The sequence below is a fragment of the Pseudomonas panipatensis genome (genome assembly GCF_900099785.1).
Classification (GTDB): domain Bacteria; phylum Pseudomonadota; class Gammaproteobacteria; order Pseudomonadales; family Pseudomonadaceae; genus Pseudomonas; species Pseudomonas panipatensis.
Window position 1 is genome coordinate 133988 of sequence record NZ_FNDS01000006.1, and the last position, 20764, is coordinate 154751.

Genomic DNA, 20764 nt, shown 5'->3' on the forward strand with positions numbered 1-20764 from the left:
TGTGAGGCAGCCAGTCATGGGACAGCTCATCGAAGGCCGCTGGCATGACCAGTGGTACGACACCAGCAAGGACGGACGCTTCCAGCGCGAGAACGCGCAACGGCGCAATTGGGTGACAGCCGATGGGAGCGCCGGGCCCAGCGGCGAAGGTGGCTTCCGCGCCGAAGCCGGACGCTACCACCTGTATGTATCGCTGGCCTGTCCCTGGGCGCATCGCACCCTGATCTACCGTCAGCTCAAGGGACTGCAGGCGCTCATCGAGGTATCGGTCGTCAGTTGGCTGATGCTGGAGAACGGCTGGACCTTCGACAAGCAGCTTGGCTCCAGCGGCGACGCCGTCGATGACCTGCAGTTCCTGCACCAGCGCTACACCCTGGACGATCCGCACTACACCGGCCGAGTCACGGTGCCGGTGCTCTGGGACAAGCAGCGGAAACGCATCGTCAGCAATGAGTCGGCGGAGATCATCCGCATGTTCAACTCAGCGTTCAACGACGTGACCGGCAATGGCCTGGACCTTTACCCCGAGCCTCTGCGCGAAGCAATCGATGCACTCAATGCGCGCATCTACCCCGCCATCAACAACGGCGTGTACCGCGCCGGCTTCGCCACCACCCAGGCGGCCTACGAAGAAGCCTTCAGCACACTGTTCGCCGAACTGGATTGCCTGGAAGCCCTGCTTGGCGAACAGCGCTACCTGACCGGCGAGTACCTGACCGAGGCAGATATCCGCCTGTTCACCACGCTGATTCGTTTCGATGCGGTCTACCACGGGCACTTCAAGTGCAACCTGCGGCGCCTGGCGGATTACCCGCATCTCTCTGGCTGGCTGCGCGAGCTGTACCAATGGCCGGGCGTGGCAGCGACAGTGGACTTCCAGCACATCAAGCACCACTACTACGGCAGCCACCGCACCATCAACCCGACCGGCATCGTGCCGCTCGGCCCGCGGCAGGATTTCAGCCTGCCCCACGGGCGCGAGCGCTTGAGTGGTCGGGGTATTGCACGCGACCGTTGAGTCGCCAGCCGCCACCTCCGATTGCGGGAAGGCGCGCGAACGGCACGGCTATTGTCGACCTTCGAACCAGGCCAGCTTGTCGCGCAGGGTGACCACTTCGCCGACGATCACCAGGGTCGGCGCATGGACTTCATGCTCGGCGACCAGTTGCGGCAAGTCGGCCAGGGTGCCGGTAAAGACCCGCTGGTTCAGCGTGGTGCCCTGCTGCACCAGCGCAGCCGGTGTATCCGCCGCGCGCCCATGGGCGATGAGCTGTTCACAGATCGCCGGTAGACCGACCAGCCCCATGTAGAACACCAGGGTCTGCCCCGGCGCCACCAGGTCACGCCACGGCAGGTCGGTGGTACCGTCCTTCAGATGGCCGGTGACGAAGCGCACCGATTGCGCGTAGTCGCGGTGGGTCAGGGGGATTCCGGCGTAAGCCGCACAGCCGCTGGCCGCAGTGATGCCCGGCACGACCTGGAAGGGAATGCCGTTGGCCGCCAGCTCGTCGATCTCTTCGCCGCCACGGCCGAAGATGAACGGATCACCGCCCTTCAGGCGCAGCACGCGCTTACCCTGCTGAGCCAGTTCGACCAGTTGCCGGTTGATCTCGTCCTGCGGCACCGCATGCTCGGCACGACGCTTACCCACATAGAGGCGATCGGCATCGCGCCGGCACAGTTCGAGGATCGCCGGGGCCACCAGGCGGTCGTACAGGACCACGTCGGCCTGCTGCATCAGGCGCAGGGCGCGGAAAGTCAGCAGGTCCGGGTCGCCGGGACCGGCGCCGACCAGATAGACCTCACCGCGCGCCTCGGCCTGGTCGCCGGCCAACTTGTCGGCCAGCAAGCGTTCGGCTTCGGCCGGCTGGCCGGAGAGCACGCGCTCGGCCACCGGGCCCTGAAAGACCTCTTCCCAGAACTGGCGACGCTGCTGCAAGTCGGGCAGGCGCTGCTTGACCGCGTCGCGGAAACGGCTGGCCAGCCCGGCCAACTGACCGTAGGTGGCCGGAATCCAGGTTTCCAGCTTCGCCCGCAGCAGGCGTGCCAGCACCGGCGCATCGCCGCCGCTGGAGACCGCCACCACCAGAGGCGAACGATCGACGATCGCCGGGAAGATCACGCTGCACAGTGCCGGTGCGTCGACCACATTGACCGGCACACCGCGGCCATGGGCATCGCGCGAAACCTGCGCGTTCAACGGCTCATCGTCGGTGGCGGCGATGGCCAGCACGCAGTCATCCAGGTCGCCGGGAGCGTAGCGGCGCTCGAACAACTCACCGCCGCCCTGCTCGACCAACTCGCGCAGTTCAGCATGCACCTGCGGCGCGACCACGCGCAGCAACGCACCGGCATCGCTGAGCAGGCGCGCCTTGCGCAATGCGACTTCACCGCCGCCGACCAGGAGTGCGCGGCGCCCGCGCAGGATGTGGAACAGCGGCAGGAAATCCATATCAGCCGATGACCTCGATGCCACCCATGTAGGGCTTGAGCACCTCGGGAACGCGGACGCTGCCGTCGGCCTGCTGGTAGTTCTCCAGCACCGCGACCAGAGTGCGACCGACCGCTAGGCCAGACCCATTGAGGGTGTGTACCAGCTCCGGCTTGCCGGTCTCCGGGTTGCGGAAACGCGCCTGCATGCGGCGCGCCTGGAAGTCGCCACAGTTGGAGCAGGAAGAGATTTCGCGGTACTTGTCCTGGCTCGGCACCCAGACTTCCAGGTCATAGGTCTTGGCCGCGCCAAAGCCCATATCGCCGGTGCACAGGGCCAGCACGCGGTACGGCAGTTCCAGGGCCTGCAGCACCTTCTCGGCGTTGCCGACCAGGCTTTCCAGGGCATCCCAGGACTTGTCCGGCTCGACGATCTGCACCATCTCGACCTTGTCGAACTGGTGCTGGCGGATCATGCCGCGCGTATCGCGACCAGAAGCGCCAGCCTCGCTGCGGAAGCACGGGGTGTGGGCGACGAACTTCAGCGGCAGCTCCTTGGCGTCGAGGATCTGCCCGGCGACGATGTTGGTCAGCGAGACTTCGGCGGTGGGAATCAGGTACAGATCAGCCTCGCCGTCGCGGGCGATCTTGAACAGGTCTTCCTCGAACTTCGGCAACTGGCCGGTGCCCTGCAGGGTCGGCGCCTGCACCAGGTACGGGGTGTAGGCCTCCTCATAGCCGTGCTCGCGGGTATGCAGGTCGATCATGAACTGCGCCAGCGCACGGTGCAGGCGGGCGATGGGGCCGCGCATCAGGGCGAAGCGGGCGCCAGACAGGCGCGCGGCCGTCTCGAAGTCCAGCCAACCGTGTTGCTCGCCGATAGCGACGTGATCCTTGATGGCGAAATCGAAACTGCGCGGGCTACCCCAGCGGCGCACCTCGAGGTTGTCGTTCTCATCCGCGCCAACCGGGACCGATTCATGCGGCAGGTTGGGGATGTTCAGCAGCAGGTTGTCCAGCTCGGCCTGGATCGCATCCAGCTCGCGCTTGCCGGACTCCAGCTCGTCGCCCATGCGGTTGACGTCGGCCATCAGCGGAGCGATGTCTTCGCCGCGCTGCTTGGCCTGGCCGATCGCCTTGGAACGCGCATTGCGCTCGGCCTGCAGGGTTTCGGTACGGGTCTGCACGGACTTGCGCTGGTTTTCCAGCGCTTCGATGCGCGCCACGTCCAGGGTGAAACCGCGGGCGGCGAGGCGTTCGGCCACTTCCTGCGGCTGGGTGCGTACCAGTTTGGAATCGAGCATGGTCTGTTCTCGTGTCTAGGGTCGGGCGGCGACGTGGCGCCGCTCAGGATTGTCTGCGTTTTCGGGGACTGGCGCGATCCAGCGCGGCCAGGTGCTTGAGCTTCTCGCCAATCTTCAGTTCCAGGCCACGCGGCACCGGCTGATAGTACTGGCGCGGCTCCAGTTGCTCGGGGAAGTAGTCCTCCCCGGCGGCGTAGGCGTCCGGCTCGTCATGGGCGTAACGATACTCTTCGCCATAACCGAGGTTCTTCATCAATTTGGTCGGCGCGTTGCGCAGGTGCAGCGGCACTTCCAGCGAGCCGTTCTCGGCGACATCGCGGCGCGCCATGTTATAGGCGGTGTAAACCGCATTGCTCTTCGGCGCGCAGGCCAGGTAGACGATAGCCTGGGCCACCGCCAGCTCGCCCTCCGGGCTGCCCAGGCGTTCCTGCACGTCCCAGGCATTGAGGCACAGGGTCAGCGCGCGTGGGTCGGCGTTGCCGATGTCCTCGCTGGCCATGCGCACCACGCGGCGCGCGATGTACAGCGGGTCGCAGCCGCCATCGAGCATGCGCGCGTACCAGTAGAGCGCGCCATCCGGACTGGAACCGCGCACCGACTTGTGCAGCGCGCTGATCTGGTCGTAGAAGGCCTCGCCGCCCTTGTCGAAGCGACGTCGGCTGTCACCCAGCAGGTTCTGCAGCAGCTCGGGACTGATGTCGTCACCGTCCTCGGCCAGGTCGGCGGCATTCTCCAGCAGGTTGAGCAGGCGCCGGCCATCGCCGTCGGCGGCCGCCATGAGGATGGCGAAGCTCTCCTCGGGCAGGCTCAGATGACGCTTGCCGAGCCCCTTGTCTTCGCTCAGCGCACGCTGCACCAGCTTGCGCAGGGCCGCCTCGTCCAGGCTCTTCAGCACATAGACGCGGGCCCGCGAGAGCAGCGCATTGTTCAGCTCGAAGGACGGGTTCTCGGTAGTCGCGCCGATAAAGATCAGGGTGCCGTCTTCGACGTAAGGCAGGAAGGCATCCTGCTGGCTCTTGTTGAAGCGGTGCACTTCGTCGACGAACAAGATGGTGCGACGACCGTACTGCGCGGCCTGTTGCTTGGCCATCTCCACCGACTGGCGGATTTCCTTGACCCCGGACAGCACCGCCGAAATGGTTTCGAAGTGCGCTTCCGAAACCTGCGCCAACAGCCGCGCCAGGGTGGTCTTGCCGACCCCCGGCGGGCCCCAGAAGATCATCGAGTGCAGGGCGCCCTGCTCCAGCGCTTCGCGCAACGGCTTGCCGCGCGCGAGCAGGTGCTCCTGGCCGACATACTCATCCAGGCTGGTGGCGCGCAGGCGCGCGGCCAGGGGCTGGGCTACGGGTTCGGAACGGAACAGGTCCACACGGCTACCTACGCTTCAGGGCGGGTCCGAATGCCCATCACTGCTGGATGACGTCGACGCCCTTCGGCGTCTCGAACACGAACTGCTTGGCGTCCAGCGGCTGGTTCATCTTCACGTCGAAGAACAGGATGTTGGTGCGCTGGCCGACGCTGTCGATCAACTGCATGTCGTTGACCACACCATTGCGGAAGGAAATCCGCAGGTTGTCGAACAGGCTGTCCTTGTCCTTCGGCTTGAGGATGAAGTCGACCACGTTGCCGCCATCCTTGCTGGTGATCTCGAAGCTCTCGTGGATCTTCGAGATGTCGCCGGAAAGCAGCAGCGCCGGCGTCTGGGTCAGGCGCTGGTCGAGCTTCTGGATGGTCACCTGCTGCAGATCCGGATCGTACAGCCAGACCTTTTCGCCATTGGAAATCAGCAGTTGCTCCTGGGGCGCGTCGGTGTGCCAGCGGAACAGCCCGGGACGCTTCAGGCTCAATTGCCCGGCGGCCTCCTGCAGGCGGGTGCCGCTGCCGTCCAGGGTCAGCTGCGAGAAGCGCGCGGTCATGGTCTGCGCCTTGCTCAGCAGCCCACTCAGGCGCTGGGCAGCGGCGTCATCGGCATGGGCTTGCACGCCGGCCATGGCCAGCGCAGCGATAAACAGCATGCGGATCAGTCGCATGGAAATCCTCGATCAGTCGCGGATAGGGGCCGGCGCGATCACCTCGCGCGAGCCATTGGTATTCATCGGAGTGACCACGCCGGCCATCTCCATCGCCTCGATCATCCGCGCGGCGCGGTTGTAGCCGATCTTCAGCTTGCGCTGCACGGCGGAAATCGACGCACGGCGGCTCTCGGTGACGAAGCGCACGGCCTCGTCGTACAGAGGGTCATCCTCGCTGCCTTCGCTGCCCTCGCCACTGCCGCCCTCGAAGCTGCCGCCGCCACCGCCTTCTTCGGCGCCAGCGAGGATGTCCTCGATGTAGTCGGGTGCGCCTCGCAATTTCCAGGCCTCGACCACGCGGTGCACTTCATCGTCGGAAACGAAGGCGCCATGCACGCGAATCGGCAGGCCGGTGCCCGGCGGCAGATAGAGCATGTCGCCGTGACCGAGCAACTGTTCGGCGCCACCCTGGTCGAGGATGGTCCGCGAGTCGATCTTGCTCGACACCTGGAAGGCGATACGGGTCGGGATGTTGGCCTTGATCAGGCCGGTGATCACGTCCACCGACGGACGCTGGGTCGCCAGGATCAGATGAATGCCCGCCGCCCGCGCCTTCTGCGCGATGCGCGCGATCAGCTCTTCGACCTTCTTGCCGACGATCATCATCATGTCGGCGAACTCGTCGACCACCACCACGATGGTCGGCAGGGTGTGCAACAGCGGCGCCTCGTCTTCCATGCTCTCGCGGCGGTACAGCGGATCGGTCAGCGGCGTGCCGGCTTCCTCGGCGTCCTTCACCTTGCGGTTGAAGCCGGCCAGGTTGCGCACGCCCATCGCGGCCATCAGCTTGTAGCGCCGGTCCATCTCGGCGACGCTCCAGCGCAGCGCGTTGGCGGCCTCCTTCATGTCGGTGACCACCGGACAGAGCAGGTGCGGAATGCCTTCGTAGATCGACAGTTCGAGCATCTTCGGGTCGATCATGATCAACCGCGCGTCGGCCGGCGTCGACTTGAAGAGGATCGACAGCAGCATGGCGTTGACCCCCACCGACTTACCGGAGCCGGTGGTGCCGGCGACCAGCAGGTGCGGCATCTTCGCCAGGTCGGTGATGATCGGCCGACCGCCGATGTCGTGGCCGAGGGCCAGCGGAACGGTGGACTTGTGCTCGTCGTACTCCGGCGACATCAGCACTTCGGAGAAGCGCACGATCTGCCGGTCTTCGTTGGGAATCTCGATGCCCACCGTGGTCTTGCCGGGAATCACCTCGACCACCCGCACGCTGATCACCGCCAGCGAGCGCGCCAGGTCCTTGGCCAGGTTGGAAATACGGCTGACCTTGACCCCAGCCGCCGGCTGGATTTCGAAACGGGTGATCACCGGGCCCGGGTGCACCGACTCGACCACCACCTCGACGCCGAATTCCTTGAGCTTGATCTCCAGCAGACGCGACATCGCCTCCAGCGACTCGGGTGAATAGCTCTTCTGCTTCTGCTCGGCCGGGTCGAGCAACGACAAAGGCGGCAGAGTCCCCTCCACCGCCGTATCGACGAACAATGGCGCCTGCTTCTCTTTCAGCACGCGCTTGCTCGGTTCGACCGGCTTGGGCGCTGGCGGCGGGTCGATCTTCGGCGCCGGACGCTTCTCGCGCTCCTGAACGCTCTTGACCAGGGCTTCCTCGCGCTCGATCACACGCTCCTTGACCTTGGCCTGCTCGCGACGATCCGGCACCACCGGCGCGGCCACCTCGGCCACCAGCTCATCCACTTCGCGGAGCTGGGCAACCAATTGGCGGTGCTCATTGCGCGCGCTCAGCCAGCGGTTGAAAGCGTTCTGGATCAGTTCGAAAAGGTCGAGGGTGATCTTCCCGGTGACGTCCATCACCTGGAACCACGACAGATCGGCGAAGACCGTCAGGCCGAACAGGAACAGGGCGATGAACAGCAAGGTACTACCCTGCACATTCAGGGCATTCAGCGCCAGTTGACCGAGGCTTTCACCCAGGGCCCCACCGGCCGAGGCCGGCATATGCCCGCCACTGAGGTGGAAATGGATATAGGCGAGGGCCGAGCCCGAGAGAATCAGGAATACCAGGCCGATCAAGCGCCAGGAGAACAGCCAGCCGCTCCACTCCCAGGGCAGATGGCGCTTGCGGAATACCTGCCAGGTCTTCACACCCAGCAGCAGCGGGAACAGGTAAGCGAAGTAGCCGAGGACCAGGAACAGAATGTCGGCGCTCAGGGCACCGAGGCGACCAGCGGCATTCTGCACCTGCTCGACATGACTGGAATGGCTCCAGCCCGGATCCGAGGAATCGTAGGTGAGCAGCGCCATCCACAGATAGAGGCAGAGCGCGCCAAGCGCGATCAGGGCTCCCTCTTTCAGGCGGATATGCAGTTGCTGACGCCAGGCGGCGGCATGGCTTACGGTGGTCGAGTCCTTCAAAACGCGTCTATTCCTGCGCCCTGGGCGCGTCCGAGAGTCTTTTAGCGTCAAAACGGGCCTATTGTACGGCTTTGGCCGAGCGATGCCAGAGAGGCCGCCCTGGCGTCTTTTGCCGCCCTTTCCAGGTTCGGTGTAGCATAGCCCACCTACGCTTTACGGCTGCTCAATTGGAGCATGCATTCTCTTACGTGACAAAGGCTTATGGAGTCTTTTTATGAGTGAAGTCAAGCATTCGCGCCTGATCATCCTGGGCTCCGGCCCGGCCGGTTACACCGCCGCCGTCTACGCCGCTCGCGCCAACCTCAAGCCTGTTGTCATCACCGGTATCCAGCCTGGCGGCCAGCTCACCACCACCACTGAAGTCGACAACTGGCCGGGCGACGTCGAAGGCCTGACCGGCCCCGCCCTGATGGAGCGCATGCAACAGCACGCCCAGCGCTTCGATACCGAGATCGTCTACGACCACATTCATACCGCCGAGTTGCAGCAGAAGCCCTTCACCCTCAAGGGCGACAGTGGCACCTACACCTGCGATGCACTGATCATCGCCACCGGCGCCTCTGCACAGTACCTCGGCATGCCGTCGGAAGAGGCCTTCATGGGCAAGGGCGTTTCCGCTTGCGCCACCTGCGACGGTTTCTTCTATCGCAACCAGGTGGTCTGCGTGGTCGGCGGCGGCAATACCGCCGTCGAGGAAGCCCTGTACCTGGCCAACATCGCCAAGGAAGTCCACCTGATCCACCGCCGCGACAAGCTGCGCTCGGAGAAGATCCTGCAGGACAAACTGTTCGAAAAGGCTGCCAACGGCAACGTACGCCTGCACTGGAACACCACCCTGGACGAAGTTCTGGGCGATGCCATGGGCGTCACCGGCGTGCGCCTGAAGGATGCCGAGACCGGTGAAACCCGCCAACTCGACCTCGCCGGCGTATTCATCGCCATCGGCCACAAGCCCAACACCGACCTGTTCGCCCAGCAACTGGAAATGCGTGACGGTTATCTGGTGGTCAAAGGCGGCGGCGAAGGCAATGCCACCCAGACCAGCATCGATGGCGTATTCGCCGCCGGCGACGTTGCCGACCACGTCTACCGCCAGGCCATCACCTCGGCCGGTGCCGGCTGCATGGCCGCGCTGGACGCCGAAAAATACCTCGACAGCCACTGACTGGACCGGGGAGGCCCGCCCTCCCCTACTCCGCCATGCTCAACTGGCTATCCCGCGACAATTTCGAGTTCCCGCCCCTGGAACAGGCTCTGCACGAGCCCAACGGCCTGCTCGCGGCCGGCGGGGACCTCGACCCGCGACGCCTTATCGCTGCTTACCGACATGGCTGCTTCCCCTGGTTCCAGGATGGCCAACCGATCCTCTGGTGGTCGCCCGATCCACGCACGGTGCTCTTTCCCGACGAGCTGCACATATCCCGCAGCCTGAGCAAATGCCTACGCCAGGGACAGTTCCGAATCACCATCGACCAGGCTTTCGATCAAGTCATCCAGGGCTGCGCCGGACCGCGCGACTATGCCGACGGAACCTGGATCACCAGCCCGATGCAGGAGGCCTACCGCAAGCTGCACCACCTGGGGATCGCGCACTCCGTGGAAAGCTGGCGGGACGAAGAACTGGTCGGCGGCCTCTATGGCCTGGCCATCGGCAGGCTGTTCTTCGGCGAGTCCATGTTCAGCCGCAGCGGCAACGCCTCCAAGGCAGCGTTCGTCAGCCTGGTTCAGCGCTTGCGCGCGGCCGGCTTCGTCCTGATCGACTGCCAGATGCCCACCCAGCACCTGCATAGCTTCGGCGCCCGCTCCATCAGCCGCGCGCAATTCACCGAATACCTCGCCCGCCACCTCGACCAGCCGCCATTGTTTGACTGGACGACGCAGGCGGACTGCCAAAGCCTGACTTAAACTTGCCAGAGGGTTCTCGCAGGGGTTGAACATGACCGAACTGGCCCGACTGAAGTTCTACGCGACGCAACCACATCCGTGCAGCTATCTACCCGAAGAGCAAGCCACGACGCTGTTCCTCGACCCTAGCCAGCCCATGGATGCGCAGCTGTACGCCTCGCTTTCCGAAGTCGGCTTTCGGCGTAGTGGCGAACACCTGTACCGCCCCCACTGCCAGCACTGCACCGCCTGCATTCCCGCGCGCATTCCAGCCACTGGCTTCCAGCCCAATCGCCAGCAGAAGCGCATCGTCAAACGCAACACCGATCTGCAGGTGATCAAGCGGCGCCCCGCCTTCACCGAGGAATACTACGCGCTGTACATGCGCTACATCGAGCAACGCCATGCCGATGGCGATATGTACCCACCCAGCCGGGACCAGTTCAGCACCTTCCTGGTTCGCGACCTGCCTTTCAGCTGCTTCTTCGAGTTCCGCCTGCTGGGCCGACTGCTCGCCGTGGCAGTCACTGACGTTCTGCCCAACGGCTTGTCCGCGGTCTACACCTTCTACGACCCCGACGAGGAACGGCGCAGCCTGGGACGTTACGCCATCCTCTGGCAGATTGCCGAAACCGCCCGCCTGGGCTTGCATGCCGTCTATCTCGGATACTGGATCAAGAACTGCAGAAAGATGAACTACAAGACCCAGTACCGCCCCATCGAGCTCTTCGTCAACCAGCGCTGGGTCGTGCTGAACTGATGAATCGCCGTTCCCCTTGGCGCGAGACGGGGTTTTCAGGCACAATACTCGCCTTTTTTAAGGCCACTCCTGGCCACCCATAGACACCGAGGGCTCTACTGCATGTCGAAAGAAGACAGCTTCGAAATGGAAGGCACTGTCGTCGACACCCTGCCCAACACCATGTTCCGCGTGGAGTTGGAGAACGGGCACGTCGTTACCGCGCACATCTCCGGCAAGATGCGCAAGAACTACATCCGCATCCTGACCGGCGACAAAGTCCGCGTTGAACTGACGCCCTACGACCTGAGCAAGGGTCGTATCACCTACCGCGCCCGATAAACGGCAAGGTAATCCGGGCAACACCCGGACAGACAAGAAAACGCCCGGCATCGCCGGGCGTTTTTCATTGCACCAACCAGGAATCAGGCCGGCTCGGCAGTAACCACCTCGAACTCGAAGGCCAACTCACCATCCTTCAGATCGACATGGGCAACACCACCGTGCTCAGCCAACTCGCCGAACAGAATCTCCTCGGCCAAAGGCCGCTTGATCTTGTCCTGAATCAGTCGAGCCATGGGGCGGGCGCCCATCTGCGGGTCGTAGCCTTTCTCCGCCAGCCAGTTGCGCGCCGCATCGCTGACCACCACCTGAACGTGCTTGTCCTCCAGCTGCGCCTGCAGCTCGGTGAGGAATTTGTCGACCACGTTCTTGATGGTTTCGTGACTCAGGCGACCGAACTGAATGATGGTATCCAGGCGGTTGCGGAATTCCGGCGTAAAGCTCTTCTTGATCACTTCCATCGCATCGGTGGAGTGGTCCTGCTGAGTGAAGCCGATGGAGGCTCGCGCAGCGGTTTCCGCTCCAGCGTTGGTGGTCATGATCAGAATGATATTGCGGAAGTCCGCCTTGCGCCCGTTGTTGTCGGTCAAGGTGCCGTGATCCATCACCTGCAGCAGCAGGTTGAAGACTTCCGGATGCGCCTTCTCGATCTCATCGAGCAAGAGCACGCAATGCGGGGTCTTGGTGATGGCTTCGGTGAGCAAACCACCCTGATCGAATCCGACATAGCCCGGAGGCGCACCAATCAGACGCGATACGGTATGCCGCTCCATGTACTCGGACATATCGAAGCGCACCAATTCAACCCCCAGCGCCTTGGCCAACTGACGCGCCACCTCCGTCTTGCCCACCCCGGTAGGACCGGCGAAGAGGAAGGAGCCGACAGGCTTGTCGGGCGACTTGAGGCCGGCACGGGACAGCTTGATCGCCGTGGACAGCGAGCCGATGGCCGCATCCTGACCGAACACGGTCAGCTTGAGATCACGCTCCAGATTGCGCAGCAACTCCTTGTCCGACGTCGAGACGTGCTTCGGCGGAATCCGCGCGATCTTCGCCACGATATCTTCGACCTGAGCCACCTCGATACGCTTCAGACGCTTCTCTTCCGGCTGCAGGCGTTGATACGCGCCAGCCTCATCGATCACATCGATGGCCTTGTCCGGCATATGCCGGTCATTGATATAACGCGCCGCCAACTCCGCAGCCGCGCGCAATGCTTCGTCGCTGTACTCGATGTGGTGATGTTGCTCGAAGCGGGCCTTGAGCCCCTTGAGAATGCCAACGGTATCCTCGACCGACGGTTCGGTAACGTCGACCTTCTGGAAGCGCCGCGCCAGCGCGCGGTCTTTCTCGAAGATGCCGCGGAACTCCTGGAAGGTGGTCGAGCCGATGCAACGAATCTCACCCGACGAGAGCAACGGCTTGAGCAGGTTGGAAGCGTCCATCACCCCGCCGGAGGCAGCACCGGCACCAATGATGGTGTGAATCTCGTCGATGAACAGCACCGCATGCGGGCGCTTGCGCAACTCGTTGAGCAGCGCCTTGAAGCGCTTCTCGAAATCGCCGCGGTATTTGGTGCCCGCAAGCAAGGCCCCCAGATCCAGGGAATAGACGACACTGTCAGCCAGCAGGTCCGGCACCTGACCATCGACGATGCGCTTGGCCAAGCCTTCGGCGATGGCCGTCTTGCCAACGCCCGCCTCCCCCACCAGCAACGGATTGTTCTTACGCCGACGCGCAAGAATCTGCGCGACGCGCTCGACCTCCGATTCACGCCCGACCAGGGGATCGATGCGCCCCTGCCGAGCCAGATCATTCAGGTTGCTGGCATAGGCATCCAGCGGATGATTGGAAGTGGAGGACTCCCCACCTTCCTCATCCTGCATGTCCTGGTCATTGTCCTGATGCTCGGCATGCCCAGGCACCTTGGAGATGCCATGAGCGATGTAATTGACCACATCGATGCGAGCGACACTCTGCTGCTTGAGCAGGAACACGGCCTGACTTTCCTGCTCGCTGAAGATCGCCACTAGAACGTTGGCACCGGTCACTTCGCGCTTGCCGGAACTCTGCACATGGAACACAGCGCGCTGAAGCACTCGCTGGAAGCCCAGAGTCGGTTGCGTTTCACGATCCTCATCATGCTGAGGAATCAGTGGCGTGGTGGAGTCGATGAACTCCTGCAGATCACGCCGTAGTTTGTCCAGATTGGCCCCACATGCACGCAGCACAGTGGCCGCAGCCTCGTTATCCAGGAGCGCCAGCAGCAGGTGCTCAACGGTCATGAATTCATGCCGTTTTGCCCGCGCCTCCTTGAAGGCGAGATTGAGGGTGACTTCGAGCTCTCGATTCAACATGACTTCACCTCGCTCCCAAACATCCGCATCAACCTTCTTTCTCTATCTCACACAACAGTGGATGCTGGCTCTCCCTCGCGTATTGATTGACCTGCATGGCCTTGGTTTCTGCGATATCGCGCGTGAACACGCCGCAGATAGCCTTACCTTGAGTATGCACCGTCAACATGACCTTGGTTGCCTGCTCGCGATTCATGTTGAAGTACAGCTCTAGTACCTCTACCACGAAATCCATTGGCGTGTAGTCATCGTTAAACATGATGACCCTGTACATCGCCGGAGGCTTCAGGGCCGGCTTGGATTCTTCGACCGCGAGCCCACTCCCTTCGTCTTCCAGAGGATCGGGACGGTCCTGATTGAATGTTAGTCGAATCTGGCTACTTGCATGCATGCTGGAATAAAAGGCTTCGTAACGTAGGAAGTTTAAGGTCTGCGTGGAGTTTGACCCGGATCGCAGGCGCAGACGAGCGCGCCTTGACTAACCTAAAAACGGTGTTACAAACAAAGGATACCCCCTTGGAGGGTATCAGGAGTTCCGAAACCCAGTCTTCTCTAAGGCTGCAGCGGAATCGTAGTGGATGATACTCCAGCGATGGAGTCCTTTGCAGAGGGATATCAGCATGCTCAGCGGTAAGGTCAAGTGGTTCAACAACGCCAAGGGCTATGGATTCATCCTGGCTGACGGCCGAGACGAGGACCTGTTTGCTCATTACTCGGCAATTCAGATGGACGGATACAAGACGCTTAAGGCCGGCCAGCCGGTCAGTTTCGAGATCCTCCAAGGTCCGAAGGGACTCCATGCGGTCAACATCCAACCGATCAGCGCCATCGCTCCCAGCAGTGCCGCCCAGACCGCTCCTAGCAGCGAAGCCCTGAACGCCACCGCAGAAGCCTGATCCCCACCCACACAGACGAGCGCAGAAACAAAAAAGGCCGGTCTTCACCGGCCTTTTTCATGCACACCCAACCGATTACATCTTGGCGATCATGGCATCGCCGAACTCGGAGCAGGACAGCAGCTTGGCACCATCCATCAGGCGCTCGAAGTCATAGGTGACGGTACGGGCGGCAATTGCACCGTTCATTCCCTTGATGACCAGATCGGCCGCTTCGGTCCATCCCATGTGGCGCAGCATCATTTCAGCGGAGAGGATCAGCGACCCCGGATTGACCTTGTCCTGACCGGCGTACTTGGGCGCGGTCCCGTGAGTGGCCTCGAACATGGCCACGGAGTCGGACAGGTTGGCCCCCGGCGCGATCCCGATACCACCGACTTCGGCAGCCAGGGCGTCGGACAGGTAGTCACCATTGAGGTTGAGGGTGGCGATCACGTCATACTCGGCCGGACGCAGCAGGATCTGCTGCAGCATGGCATCGGCAATGACATCCTTGACCACGACATTCTTGCCGGTGCGAGGATTCTTGAACTGCATCCAGGGCCCGCCATCCAGCAGCTCGGCGCCGAATTCGTCCCGCGCCACCTCATAGCCCCAATCCTTGAAGGCACCCTCGGTGAACTTCATGATGTTGCCCTTGTGGACGATGGTCACGGAGCTGCGATCGTTATCCACGGCATATTGCAGAGCCTTGCGCACCAGACGCTTGGTGCCGTCCAGGGAGACCGGCTTGATGCCGATGCCGCAGTTTTCGGTGAAGCGGATCTTCTTGACGCCCATTTCCTCGGTGAGGAACTTGATGATCTTCTCCGCCTCTGGCGAACCGGCCTTCCATTCAACGCCGGCGTAAATGTCTTCGGAGTTCTCGCGGAAGATGACCATGTCCACGTCGCCAGGCTTCTTCACCGGGCTGGGCACGCCTTCGAACCAGCGCACCGGACGCTGGCAGACATAGAGGTCAAGCTGCTGGCGCAGCGCAACGTTCAGAGAGCGGATGCCACCACCAACCGGAGTGGTGAGCGGGCCCTTGATGGAGACGACGTAGTCGCGCACGGCATCCAGGGTCTCCTGCGGCAGCCAGGTGTCCTGATCGTAGACCTGGGTGGCCTTCTCGCCCGCATAGACTTCCATCCACGCGATCTTGCGCTCGCCCTTATAGGCTTTTTCGACAGCCGCATCGACGACCTTGATCATGACAGGACTGATGTCGACGCCGATGCCATCGCCTTCGATGAAGGGAATAATCGGGTTACTCGGTACATTCAAGGACATGTCGGCATTGACGGTGATTTTGTCACCGACCGCTGGCACCTGGATCTTTTGGTATCCCATGCTGAACTCCGCGTTGTGGTTGAACCCTCTTGCAGCTCGTCAGGTTAGCCCAGTGCCGCCCCGCGAGCCACATCTGCCTTAGTCTAAAGCGCGCGCGTGCGCCAGCTCATTGAGAGAATGGTATACTGCGCGCCATGACCTAACGGTCATCGAGGTCCGAGCAGTCTGGGACCAGACCCCCTCCCCTCGCAACGATCGAATCAACACCATGAGTCGGTCGTACAACGCTCTACTGGCGCCCCTTCATCCCCGCGGCAATTCTCGACCCTCGGCTCCACGCTGAGCTGAAAGAAAGCGTCCACCCAACGCGAATCGAGATTCTGTGCGCGCCCAGCAAAGAAGAGAGTTAATTGCAGATGTCCACCCGCTCGAAGATTACCTACACGTTCACCGACGAAGCACCCGCCCTCGCCACTTACTCGCTGCTCCCCATCGTCAAGGCCTTTGCCGCTTCTGCCGGCATCGACGTCGAGACCCGCGACATCTCTCTCGCAGCACGCATACTCGCCAGCTTCAGCGACCGACTCGGCGCTGACAAAAAGGTCGAAGACGATCTCGCTCAGCTGGCCGCCCTGGCCACCTCGCCGGACGCCAACATCATCAAGCTGCCGAACATCAGCGCCTCGGTCCCGCAGCTCAAGGGCGCCATCGCCGAACTGCAAGCCCTGGGCTATGACATCCCGGCCTTCCCGGAAGATCCTCAGACCGACGCCGAGAAAGAAATCCGCGCCCGCTACAGCAAAGTGCTGGGCAGTGCGGTGAACCCGGTTCTGCGCGAAGGTAACTCGGATCGTCGCGCCCCCGCCGCGGTCAAGGCCTATGCCCGCAAGCACCCGCACTCGATGGGCAAGTGGAGCATGGCCTCGCAGTCCCACGCCGACTACATGCGCGGCGGCGACTTCTTCTCCAGCGAGAAGTCCATCACCATGGACAAGGCCGGCGACGTGCGCATCGAGTTCGTCGGCAAGGACGGCAAGGTCGAGGTCAAGAAGCAACTGCACCTGGAAGCCGGTGAAGTCTTCGACGGCATGTTCATGAGCTGCAAGAAACTGCGCGCCTTCTTCGAGAAGACCCTGCAGGACTGCAAGGAAACCGGTGTCATGTGGTCCCTGCACGTCAAGGCGACCATGATGAAGGTCTCCCACCCGATCGTCTTCGGCCACGCCGTCAGCGTCTATTACAAAGACGTCTTCGAGAAGTACGGCAAGCTCTTCGACGAACTGGGCGTCAACCCGAACAATGGCCTGAGCAGCGTCTACGACAAGATCAAGGCACTGCCGGCATCGCAGCAGGAAGAGATCCTCCACGACATCCACGAGGTCTACAGCCACCGCCCGGAAATGGCGATGGTCGACTCGGTCAAGGGCATCACCAACCTGCACATCCCCAGCGACGTGATCGTCGACGCCTCCATGCCCGCCATGATCCGTAACTCCGGTCAGATGTGGGGCAAGGACGGCAAGCAGAAAGACACCAAAGCGGTGATGCCGGAAAGCACCTACGCGCGCATCTACCAGGAAATGATCAACTTCTGCAAAACCAACGGCGCCTTCGACCCGACCACCATGGGCAGCGTGCCGAACGTTGGCCTGATGGCGCAGAAAGCCGAAGAGTACGGCTCTCACGACAAGACCTTCGAAATGAAGGCCGATGGCACCATGCGCGTCGTACTGGCTGACGGTACCGTGCTGTTCCAGCACGAAGTCGAAGCCGGCGACATCTGGCGCGCCTGCCAAACCAAGGACGCGCCGATCCGCGACTGGGTCAAGCTGGCCGTTACCCGTGCCCGCCAGTCGAACACTCCGGCCATCTTCTGGCTGGACCCGGAGCGCGCCCACGACCGCGAACTGCGCCAGAAAGTCGAAACCTACCTCAAGGAACACGACACCAGCGGCCTGGACATCAGCATCATGGACTACAACCAGGCCATCCGCGTCAGCATGGAGCGCCTGATCCGTGGCAAGGACACCATCTCGGTGACCGGCAACGTACTGCGCGACTACCTGACCGACCTGTTCCCGATCATGGAACTGGGCACCTCGGCGAAGATGCTCTCCATCGTCCCGCTGATGGCCGGTGGCGGCATGTACGAAACCGGTGCAGGCGGCTCCGCGCCCAAGCACGTTCAGCAACTGCTGGAAGAGAACTACCTGCGCTGGGATTCCCTGGGTGAGTTCCTGGCACTGGCGGTCTCCCTGGAAGACACCGGGATCAAGACCGGCAACGCCAAGGCCAAGATCCTGGGCAAGACCCTCGACGAAGCCACCGGCAAGCTGCTGGACAACAACAAGTCGCCGGCGCGCAAGGTCGGTGAGCTGGATAACCGCGGCAGCCACTTCTACCTGGCGCTGTACTGGGCCCAGGCCCTGGCCGCCCAGGACGAAGACGCCGAATTGAAGGCGCACTTCGCCCCGCTGGCCAAGACCCTCAGCGAGAAGGAAGCGACCATCGTCGCCGAGCTGAACGGCGCCCAAGGCAAGTCGGTGGACATCGGCGGTTACTACCGTTCCAACCCGGAACTGACCAGCAAGGTGATGCGCCCGAGCGCAACCTTCAACGCGGCCATCGATGCGCTGAGCTGATTCCAGGTCACGCGCTACGAAGAGAACCCCCGGCAATCGCCGGGGGTTCTTTCTTTGTCTGAAAGAAATGGCAGAAACCGAAGCCCCTCGAAGCGCACTGCTATGATTGGCGCTTTTTCCCGGGAGAGCACCGCATGCGCTGGCAGCCACATATCACCGTCGCAACCATTGTCGAGGACCAGGGACGCTTCCTGCTGGTCGAAGAACTGTCTGCCGGCAAAGCGGTACTGAACCAGCCCGCCGGTCATCTGGAGGCCAATGAAAGCCTGCTCGAAGCCGCCGTGCGCGAAACGCTGGAGGAGACCGGCTGGGAAGTCGAGCTCACCGCAGTGACCGGCATCTATCTGTACACCGCCCCGAGCAACGGCGTGACCTACCAGCGCGTCTGCTTCGCCGCGCGCCCCCTGCAACACCGCCCGGAACTGCCGCTGGACCAGGGCATCATTGGCCCACGCTGGCTGACCCGCACGGAACTGGAGGCCTGCCCGGAGCGCTGGCGCAGCCATCTGGTAGCACGCTGCATCGACGACTACCTCGGTGGCGAGCGCTTCCCCTTGAGCCTGATCCGCGACGCCAGCGTGCCAGCCATCCCCTCGGCCTGATAGAATTCCGCTTTTGCCGAACTGCCGCGATCGCATCCCCATGCACGACTCAAGCACGCTCCCCCCCTCCCAACCCGGTAAAGGCCGCGTCATCGTCGGTATGTCCGGCGGCGTGGACTCCTCGGTTTCCGCCCTCCTGCTCAAGGAGCAGGGCTACCAGGTGGAAGGCCTGTTCATGAAGAACTGGGAAGAGGACGACGGCACCGAATATTGCACCGCCATGACCGATCTGGCCGACGCCCAGGCGGTCTGCGATCGCATCGGTATCAAGCTGCACACGGCGAACTTCGCCGCGGAATACTGGGACAACGTCTTCGAGCACTTCCTCGCCGAATACAAGGCCGGGCGCACGCCGAACCCGGACATCCTGTGCAACCGCGAAATCAAGTTCAAAGCGTTCCTCGATTATGCCCTGGCCTTGGGCGCGGACCTGATCGCCACAGGCCACTACGTGCGTCGCCGTGACATCGACGGCCGCACCGAACTACTCAAGGGCCTGGACCCGAACAAGGACCAGAGCTACTTCCTGCATGCCGTCGGCGGCGAACAGATCGCTCGCACCCTGTTCCCGGTCGGCGAACTGGAGAAACCCGAGGTTCGCGCCATCGCCGAGAAATACGGCCTGGCCACGGCGAAGAAGAAAGACTCCACCGGCATCTGCTTCATTGGCGAGCGACGCTTCAGCGACTTCCTCAAGCAGTACCTGCCCGCTCAGCCAGGCGACATCGAGACCACCGATGGCAAGGTCATCGGCCGCCACTTCGGTCTCATGTACCACACCATCGGCCAGCGTCAGGGCCTGGGCATCGGCGGCATGAAGAACGCCGACGACAGCCCCTGGTATGTGCTGGAAAAGGACCTGGCGCGCAACGTTCTGGTAGTCGGCCAGGGCAACGATCACCCCTGGCTGTTCTCCCGCGCCCTGCACGCCTCGCACATTTACTGGGTCAACCCGATCGACCTCAGCGAACCACGCGCCTTGCGCGCCAAGGTCCGCTACCGCCAGGCCGATCAGGACTGCGTGCTCGAACGCACCGCCAGTGGCTACCGCGCCGTCTTCGATGAACCGCAGCGCGCGGTGACGCCCGGCCAATCCGTGGTCTTTTACGACGGCGAGGTATGCCTCGGCGGCGGCGTGATCGAAACGGCCGAGCCGGCCTACCCGAAGGAGTCGGCATGAGCGAGCGCCGCGACCAGCTCATCGCCCTCGCCGGCGTCTTCGAATCCGCCGCCCTGGTAGACCGTATCGCCCGCACCGGACAGGTGCCGGAAGCACCGCTGGCCTGCATGCTCGGCAGCCTGCTGATACGTGACCCGAAAACCACGCTGGACGTTTACGGCGGCGATACCCGCAACCTGCGCGAGGGCTTCCGCGCGCTGGCCAGCGCCCTGGAGCGCGACCCCGGCAACTTGCAGCGCGAACCGCTGCGCTATGCCCTTTCGCTGATCGGCCTGGAGCGCCAATTGGCCAAGCGCGACGACATGCTCGACCTGATCGGCTCGCGCCTCGACCAGGTACAACAGCAGGTGCAGCACTTCGGCCTGGTGCACGAAAACGTCATCGCCTCCTGCGCAGGGCTCTACCAGGACACCCTGAGCACATTCCGCCAGCGCATCCAGGTGCATGGCGACATGCGCTTCCTGCAGATCAACGCCAACGCCTCGCGCATCCGCGCCCTGCTCCTTGCCGGCATCCGCTCCGCGCGCCTATGGCGACAACTGGGCGGCAACCGCTGGCAAATGGTCTTCAGCCGGCGCAAGCTGCTCGGCGAACTGCGCCCCTTCATGCGCGGCGAGGACTGAGCCGCGGCGGCGGACGGTGCGCCGAAAGGCGATCGCAGC

Annotated in this window: 18 protein-coding genes; 10 read left to right on the plus strand and 8 right to left on the minus strand. The window is 62.9% G+C overall.

All coding sequences use genetic code 11. From position 1 onward, the window contains the following. Positions 1-16 precede the first annotated feature (16 nt). Positions 17-1018 (plus strand): glutathione S-transferase family protein, encoded by a 1002-nt coding sequence (locus BLQ74_RS15335; RefSeq protein WP_090263617.1) that lies wholly within the window; start codon positions 17-19, stop codon positions 1016-1018. 48 nt (positions 1019-1066) lie between these two features. On the opposite strand, the gene cysG is transcribed toward BLQ74_RS15335, so the two are convergent. Genes cysG through ftsK form a run of 5 tightly spaced genes read right to left on the minus strand, consistent with a single transcriptional unit; the run spans position 1067 to position 8239 of the window. Next, entirely contained in the window at positions 1067-2452 is a 1386-nt protein-coding gene (cysG, locus tag BLQ74_RS15340) for a siroheme synthase CysG (protein WP_090263619.1), read from the minus strand. A gap of 1 nt (position 2453) precedes the next feature. Next, a complete protein-coding gene (gene serS, locus BLQ74_RS15345; protein ID WP_090263622.1) occupies positions 2454-3734 on the minus strand; it encodes a serine--tRNA ligase in 1281 nt (426 codons plus the stop codon). 43 nt (positions 3735-3777) lie between these two features. After that, entirely contained in the window at positions 3778-5103 is a 1326-nt protein-coding gene (locus BLQ74_RS15350; protein WP_090263624.1) for a replication-associated recombination protein A, read from the minus strand. Positions 5104-5140: 37 nt separating this feature from the next. Beyond that, positions 5141-5764 (minus strand): outer membrane lipoprotein periplasmic chaperone LolA, encoded by a 624-nt coding sequence (gene lolA / locus BLQ74_RS15355; RefSeq protein WP_090263626.1) that lies wholly within the window; start codon positions 5762-5764, stop codon positions 5141-5143. Positions 5765-5776: 12 nt separating this feature from the next. Then, positions 5777-8239: a DNA translocase FtsK gene (ftsK, locus tag BLQ74_RS15360; protein ID WP_374443313.1), complete on the minus strand. Its 2463-nt coding sequence runs from the start codon at positions 8237-8239 to the stop codon at positions 5777-5779. 163 nt (positions 8240-8402) lie between these two features. Between ftsK and trxB the strand changes: the two genes are divergently transcribed. The 4 genes from trxB (at position 8403) to infA (ending at position 11153) form a co-directional block, all read left to right on the plus strand. After that, complete coding sequence (trxB, locus tag BLQ74_RS15365; protein ID WP_090263629.1) at positions 8403-9353, plus strand: thioredoxin-disulfide reductase; 951 nt, start codon at positions 8403-8405, stop codon at positions 9351-9353. A 35-nt stretch (positions 9354-9388) separates the two neighbouring features. Then, positions 9389-10093, plus strand: a complete 705-nt coding sequence (gene aat, locus BLQ74_RS15370; protein WP_090263632.1) for a leucyl/phenylalanyl-tRNA--protein transferase — start codon at positions 9389-9391, stop codon at positions 10091-10093. Between the two features lie 31 nt (positions 10094-10124). Next, complete coding sequence (locus BLQ74_RS15375; protein ID WP_090263634.1) at positions 10125-10832, plus strand: arginyltransferase; 708 nt, start codon at positions 10125-10127, stop codon at positions 10830-10832. A 102-nt stretch (positions 10833-10934) separates the two neighbouring features. Next, a complete protein-coding gene (infA, locus tag BLQ74_RS15380; protein ID WP_002553999.1) occupies positions 10935-11153 on the plus strand; it encodes a translation initiation factor IF-1 in 219 nt (72 codons plus the stop codon). 83 nt (positions 11154-11236) lie between these two features. On the opposite strand, the gene clpA is transcribed toward infA, so the two are convergent. Next, complete coding sequence (gene clpA / locus BLQ74_RS15385; protein WP_090263636.1) at positions 11237-13510, minus strand: ATP-dependent Clp protease ATP-binding subunit ClpA; 2274 nt, start codon at positions 13508-13510, stop codon at positions 11237-11239. A 28-nt stretch (positions 13511-13538) separates the two neighbouring features. Then, positions 13539-13901 (minus strand): ATP-dependent Clp protease adapter ClpS, encoded by a 363-nt coding sequence (clpS, locus tag BLQ74_RS15390; RefSeq protein ID WP_090263638.1) that lies wholly within the window; start codon positions 13899-13901, stop codon positions 13539-13541. Between the two features lie 229 nt (positions 13902-14130). Here clpS and cspD point away from each other — a divergent pair, with 229 nt between their 5' ends. After that, the gene (gene cspD / locus BLQ74_RS15395) at positions 14131-14406 is read left to right on the plus strand and encodes a cold shock domain-containing protein CspD (protein ID WP_090263640.1); all 276 of its coding nucleotides are present in this window, start codon (positions 14131-14133) and stop codon (positions 14404-14406) included. A 75-nt stretch (positions 14407-14481) separates the two neighbouring features. On the opposite strand, the gene icd is transcribed toward cspD, so the two are convergent. Beyond that, the gene (gene icd / locus BLQ74_RS15400) at positions 14482-15738 is read right to left on the minus strand and encodes an NADP-dependent isocitrate dehydrogenase (protein ID WP_090263642.1); all 1257 of its coding nucleotides are present in this window, start codon (positions 15736-15738) and stop codon (positions 14482-14484) included. 356 nt (positions 15739-16094) lie between these two features. Between icd and BLQ74_RS15405 the strand changes: the two genes are divergently transcribed. The 4 genes from BLQ74_RS15405 (at position 16095) to hflD (ending at position 20725) form a co-directional block, all read left to right on the plus strand. Then, the gene (locus tag BLQ74_RS15405) at positions 16095-18320 is read left to right on the plus strand and encodes an NADP-dependent isocitrate dehydrogenase (RefSeq protein WP_090263643.1); all 2226 of its coding nucleotides are present in this window, start codon (positions 16095-16097) and stop codon (positions 18318-18320) included. 134 nt (positions 18321-18454) lie between these two features. Beyond that, on the plus strand, positions 18455-18922 hold the full coding sequence (locus tag BLQ74_RS15410; protein WP_090263645.1) for an NUDIX hydrolase: 468 nt from the start codon (positions 18455-18457) through the stop codon (positions 18920-18922). 40 nt (positions 18923-18962) lie between these two features. Further along, a complete protein-coding gene (mnmA, locus tag BLQ74_RS15415; protein ID WP_090264030.1) occupies positions 18963-20102 on the plus strand; it encodes a tRNA 2-thiouridine(34) synthase MnmA in 1140 nt (379 codons plus the stop codon). Beyond that, entirely contained in the window at positions 20099-20725 is a 627-nt protein-coding gene (gene hflD, locus BLQ74_RS15420) for a high frequency lysogenization protein HflD (RefSeq protein WP_090263648.1), read from the plus strand. The genes mnmA and hflD overlap by 4 nt, the downstream gene beginning before the upstream one ends. Positions 20726-20764: the final 39 nt, after the last annotated feature.

Bases quoted from the DNA above. Each gene is read 5' to 3' on its own strand.
- aat (WP_090263632.1), top strand. From the start codon at position 9,389: ATGCTCAACTGGCTATCCCGCGACAATTTCGAGTTCCCGCCCCTGGAA.
- BLQ74_RS15410 (WP_090263645.1), top strand. From the start codon at position 18,455: ATGCGCTGGCAGCCACATATCACCGTCGCAACCATTGTCGAGGACCAG.
- BLQ74_RS15375 (WP_090263634.1), top strand. From the start codon at position 10,125: ATGACCGAACTGGCCCGACTGAAGTTCTACGCGACGCAACCACATCCG.
- BLQ74_RS15335 (WP_090263617.1), top strand. From the start codon at position 17: ATGGGACAGCTCATCGAAGGCCGCTGGCATGACCAGTGGTACGACACC.
- lolA (WP_090263626.1), bottom strand. From the start codon at position 5,764: ATGCGACTGATCCGCATGCTGTTTATCGCTGCGCTGGCCATGGCCGGC.
- trxB (WP_090263629.1), top strand. From the start codon at position 8,403: ATGAGTGAAGTCAAGCATTCGCGCCTGATCATCCTGGGCTCCGGCCCG.
- clpS (WP_090263638.1), bottom strand. From the start codon at position 13,901: ATGCATGCAAGTAGCCAGATTCGACTAACATTCAATCAGGACCGTCCC.
- icd (WP_090263642.1), bottom strand. From the start codon at position 15,738: ATGGGATACCAAAAGATCCAGGTGCCAGCGGTCGGTGACAAAATCACC.
- serS (WP_090263622.1), bottom strand. From the start codon at position 3,734: ATGCTCGATTCCAAACTGGTACGCACCCAGCCGCAGGAAGTGGCCGAA.
- hflD (WP_090263648.1), top strand. From the start codon at position 20,099: ATGAGCGAGCGCCGCGACCAGCTCATCGCCCTCGCCGGCGTCTTCGAA.
- clpA (WP_090263636.1), bottom strand. From the start codon at position 13,510: ATGTTGAATCGAGAGCTCGAAGTCACCCTCAATCTCGCCTTCAAGGAG.
- cspD (WP_090263640.1), top strand. From the start codon at position 14,131: ATGCTCAGCGGTAAGGTCAAGTGGTTCAACAACGCCAAGGGCTATGGA.
- BLQ74_RS15405 (WP_090263643.1), top strand. From the start codon at position 16,095: ATGTCCACCCGCTCGAAGATTACCTACACGTTCACCGACGAAGCACCC.
- mnmA (WP_090264030.1), top strand. From the start codon at position 18,963: ATGCACGACTCAAGCACGCTCCCCCCCTCCCAACCCGGTAAAGGCCGC.
- infA (WP_002553999.1), top strand. From the start codon at position 10,935: ATGTCGAAAGAAGACAGCTTCGAAATGGAAGGCACTGTCGTCGACACC.
- cysG (WP_090263619.1), bottom strand. From the start codon at position 2,452: ATGGATTTCCTGCCGCTGTTCCACATCCTGCGCGGGCGCCGCGCACTC.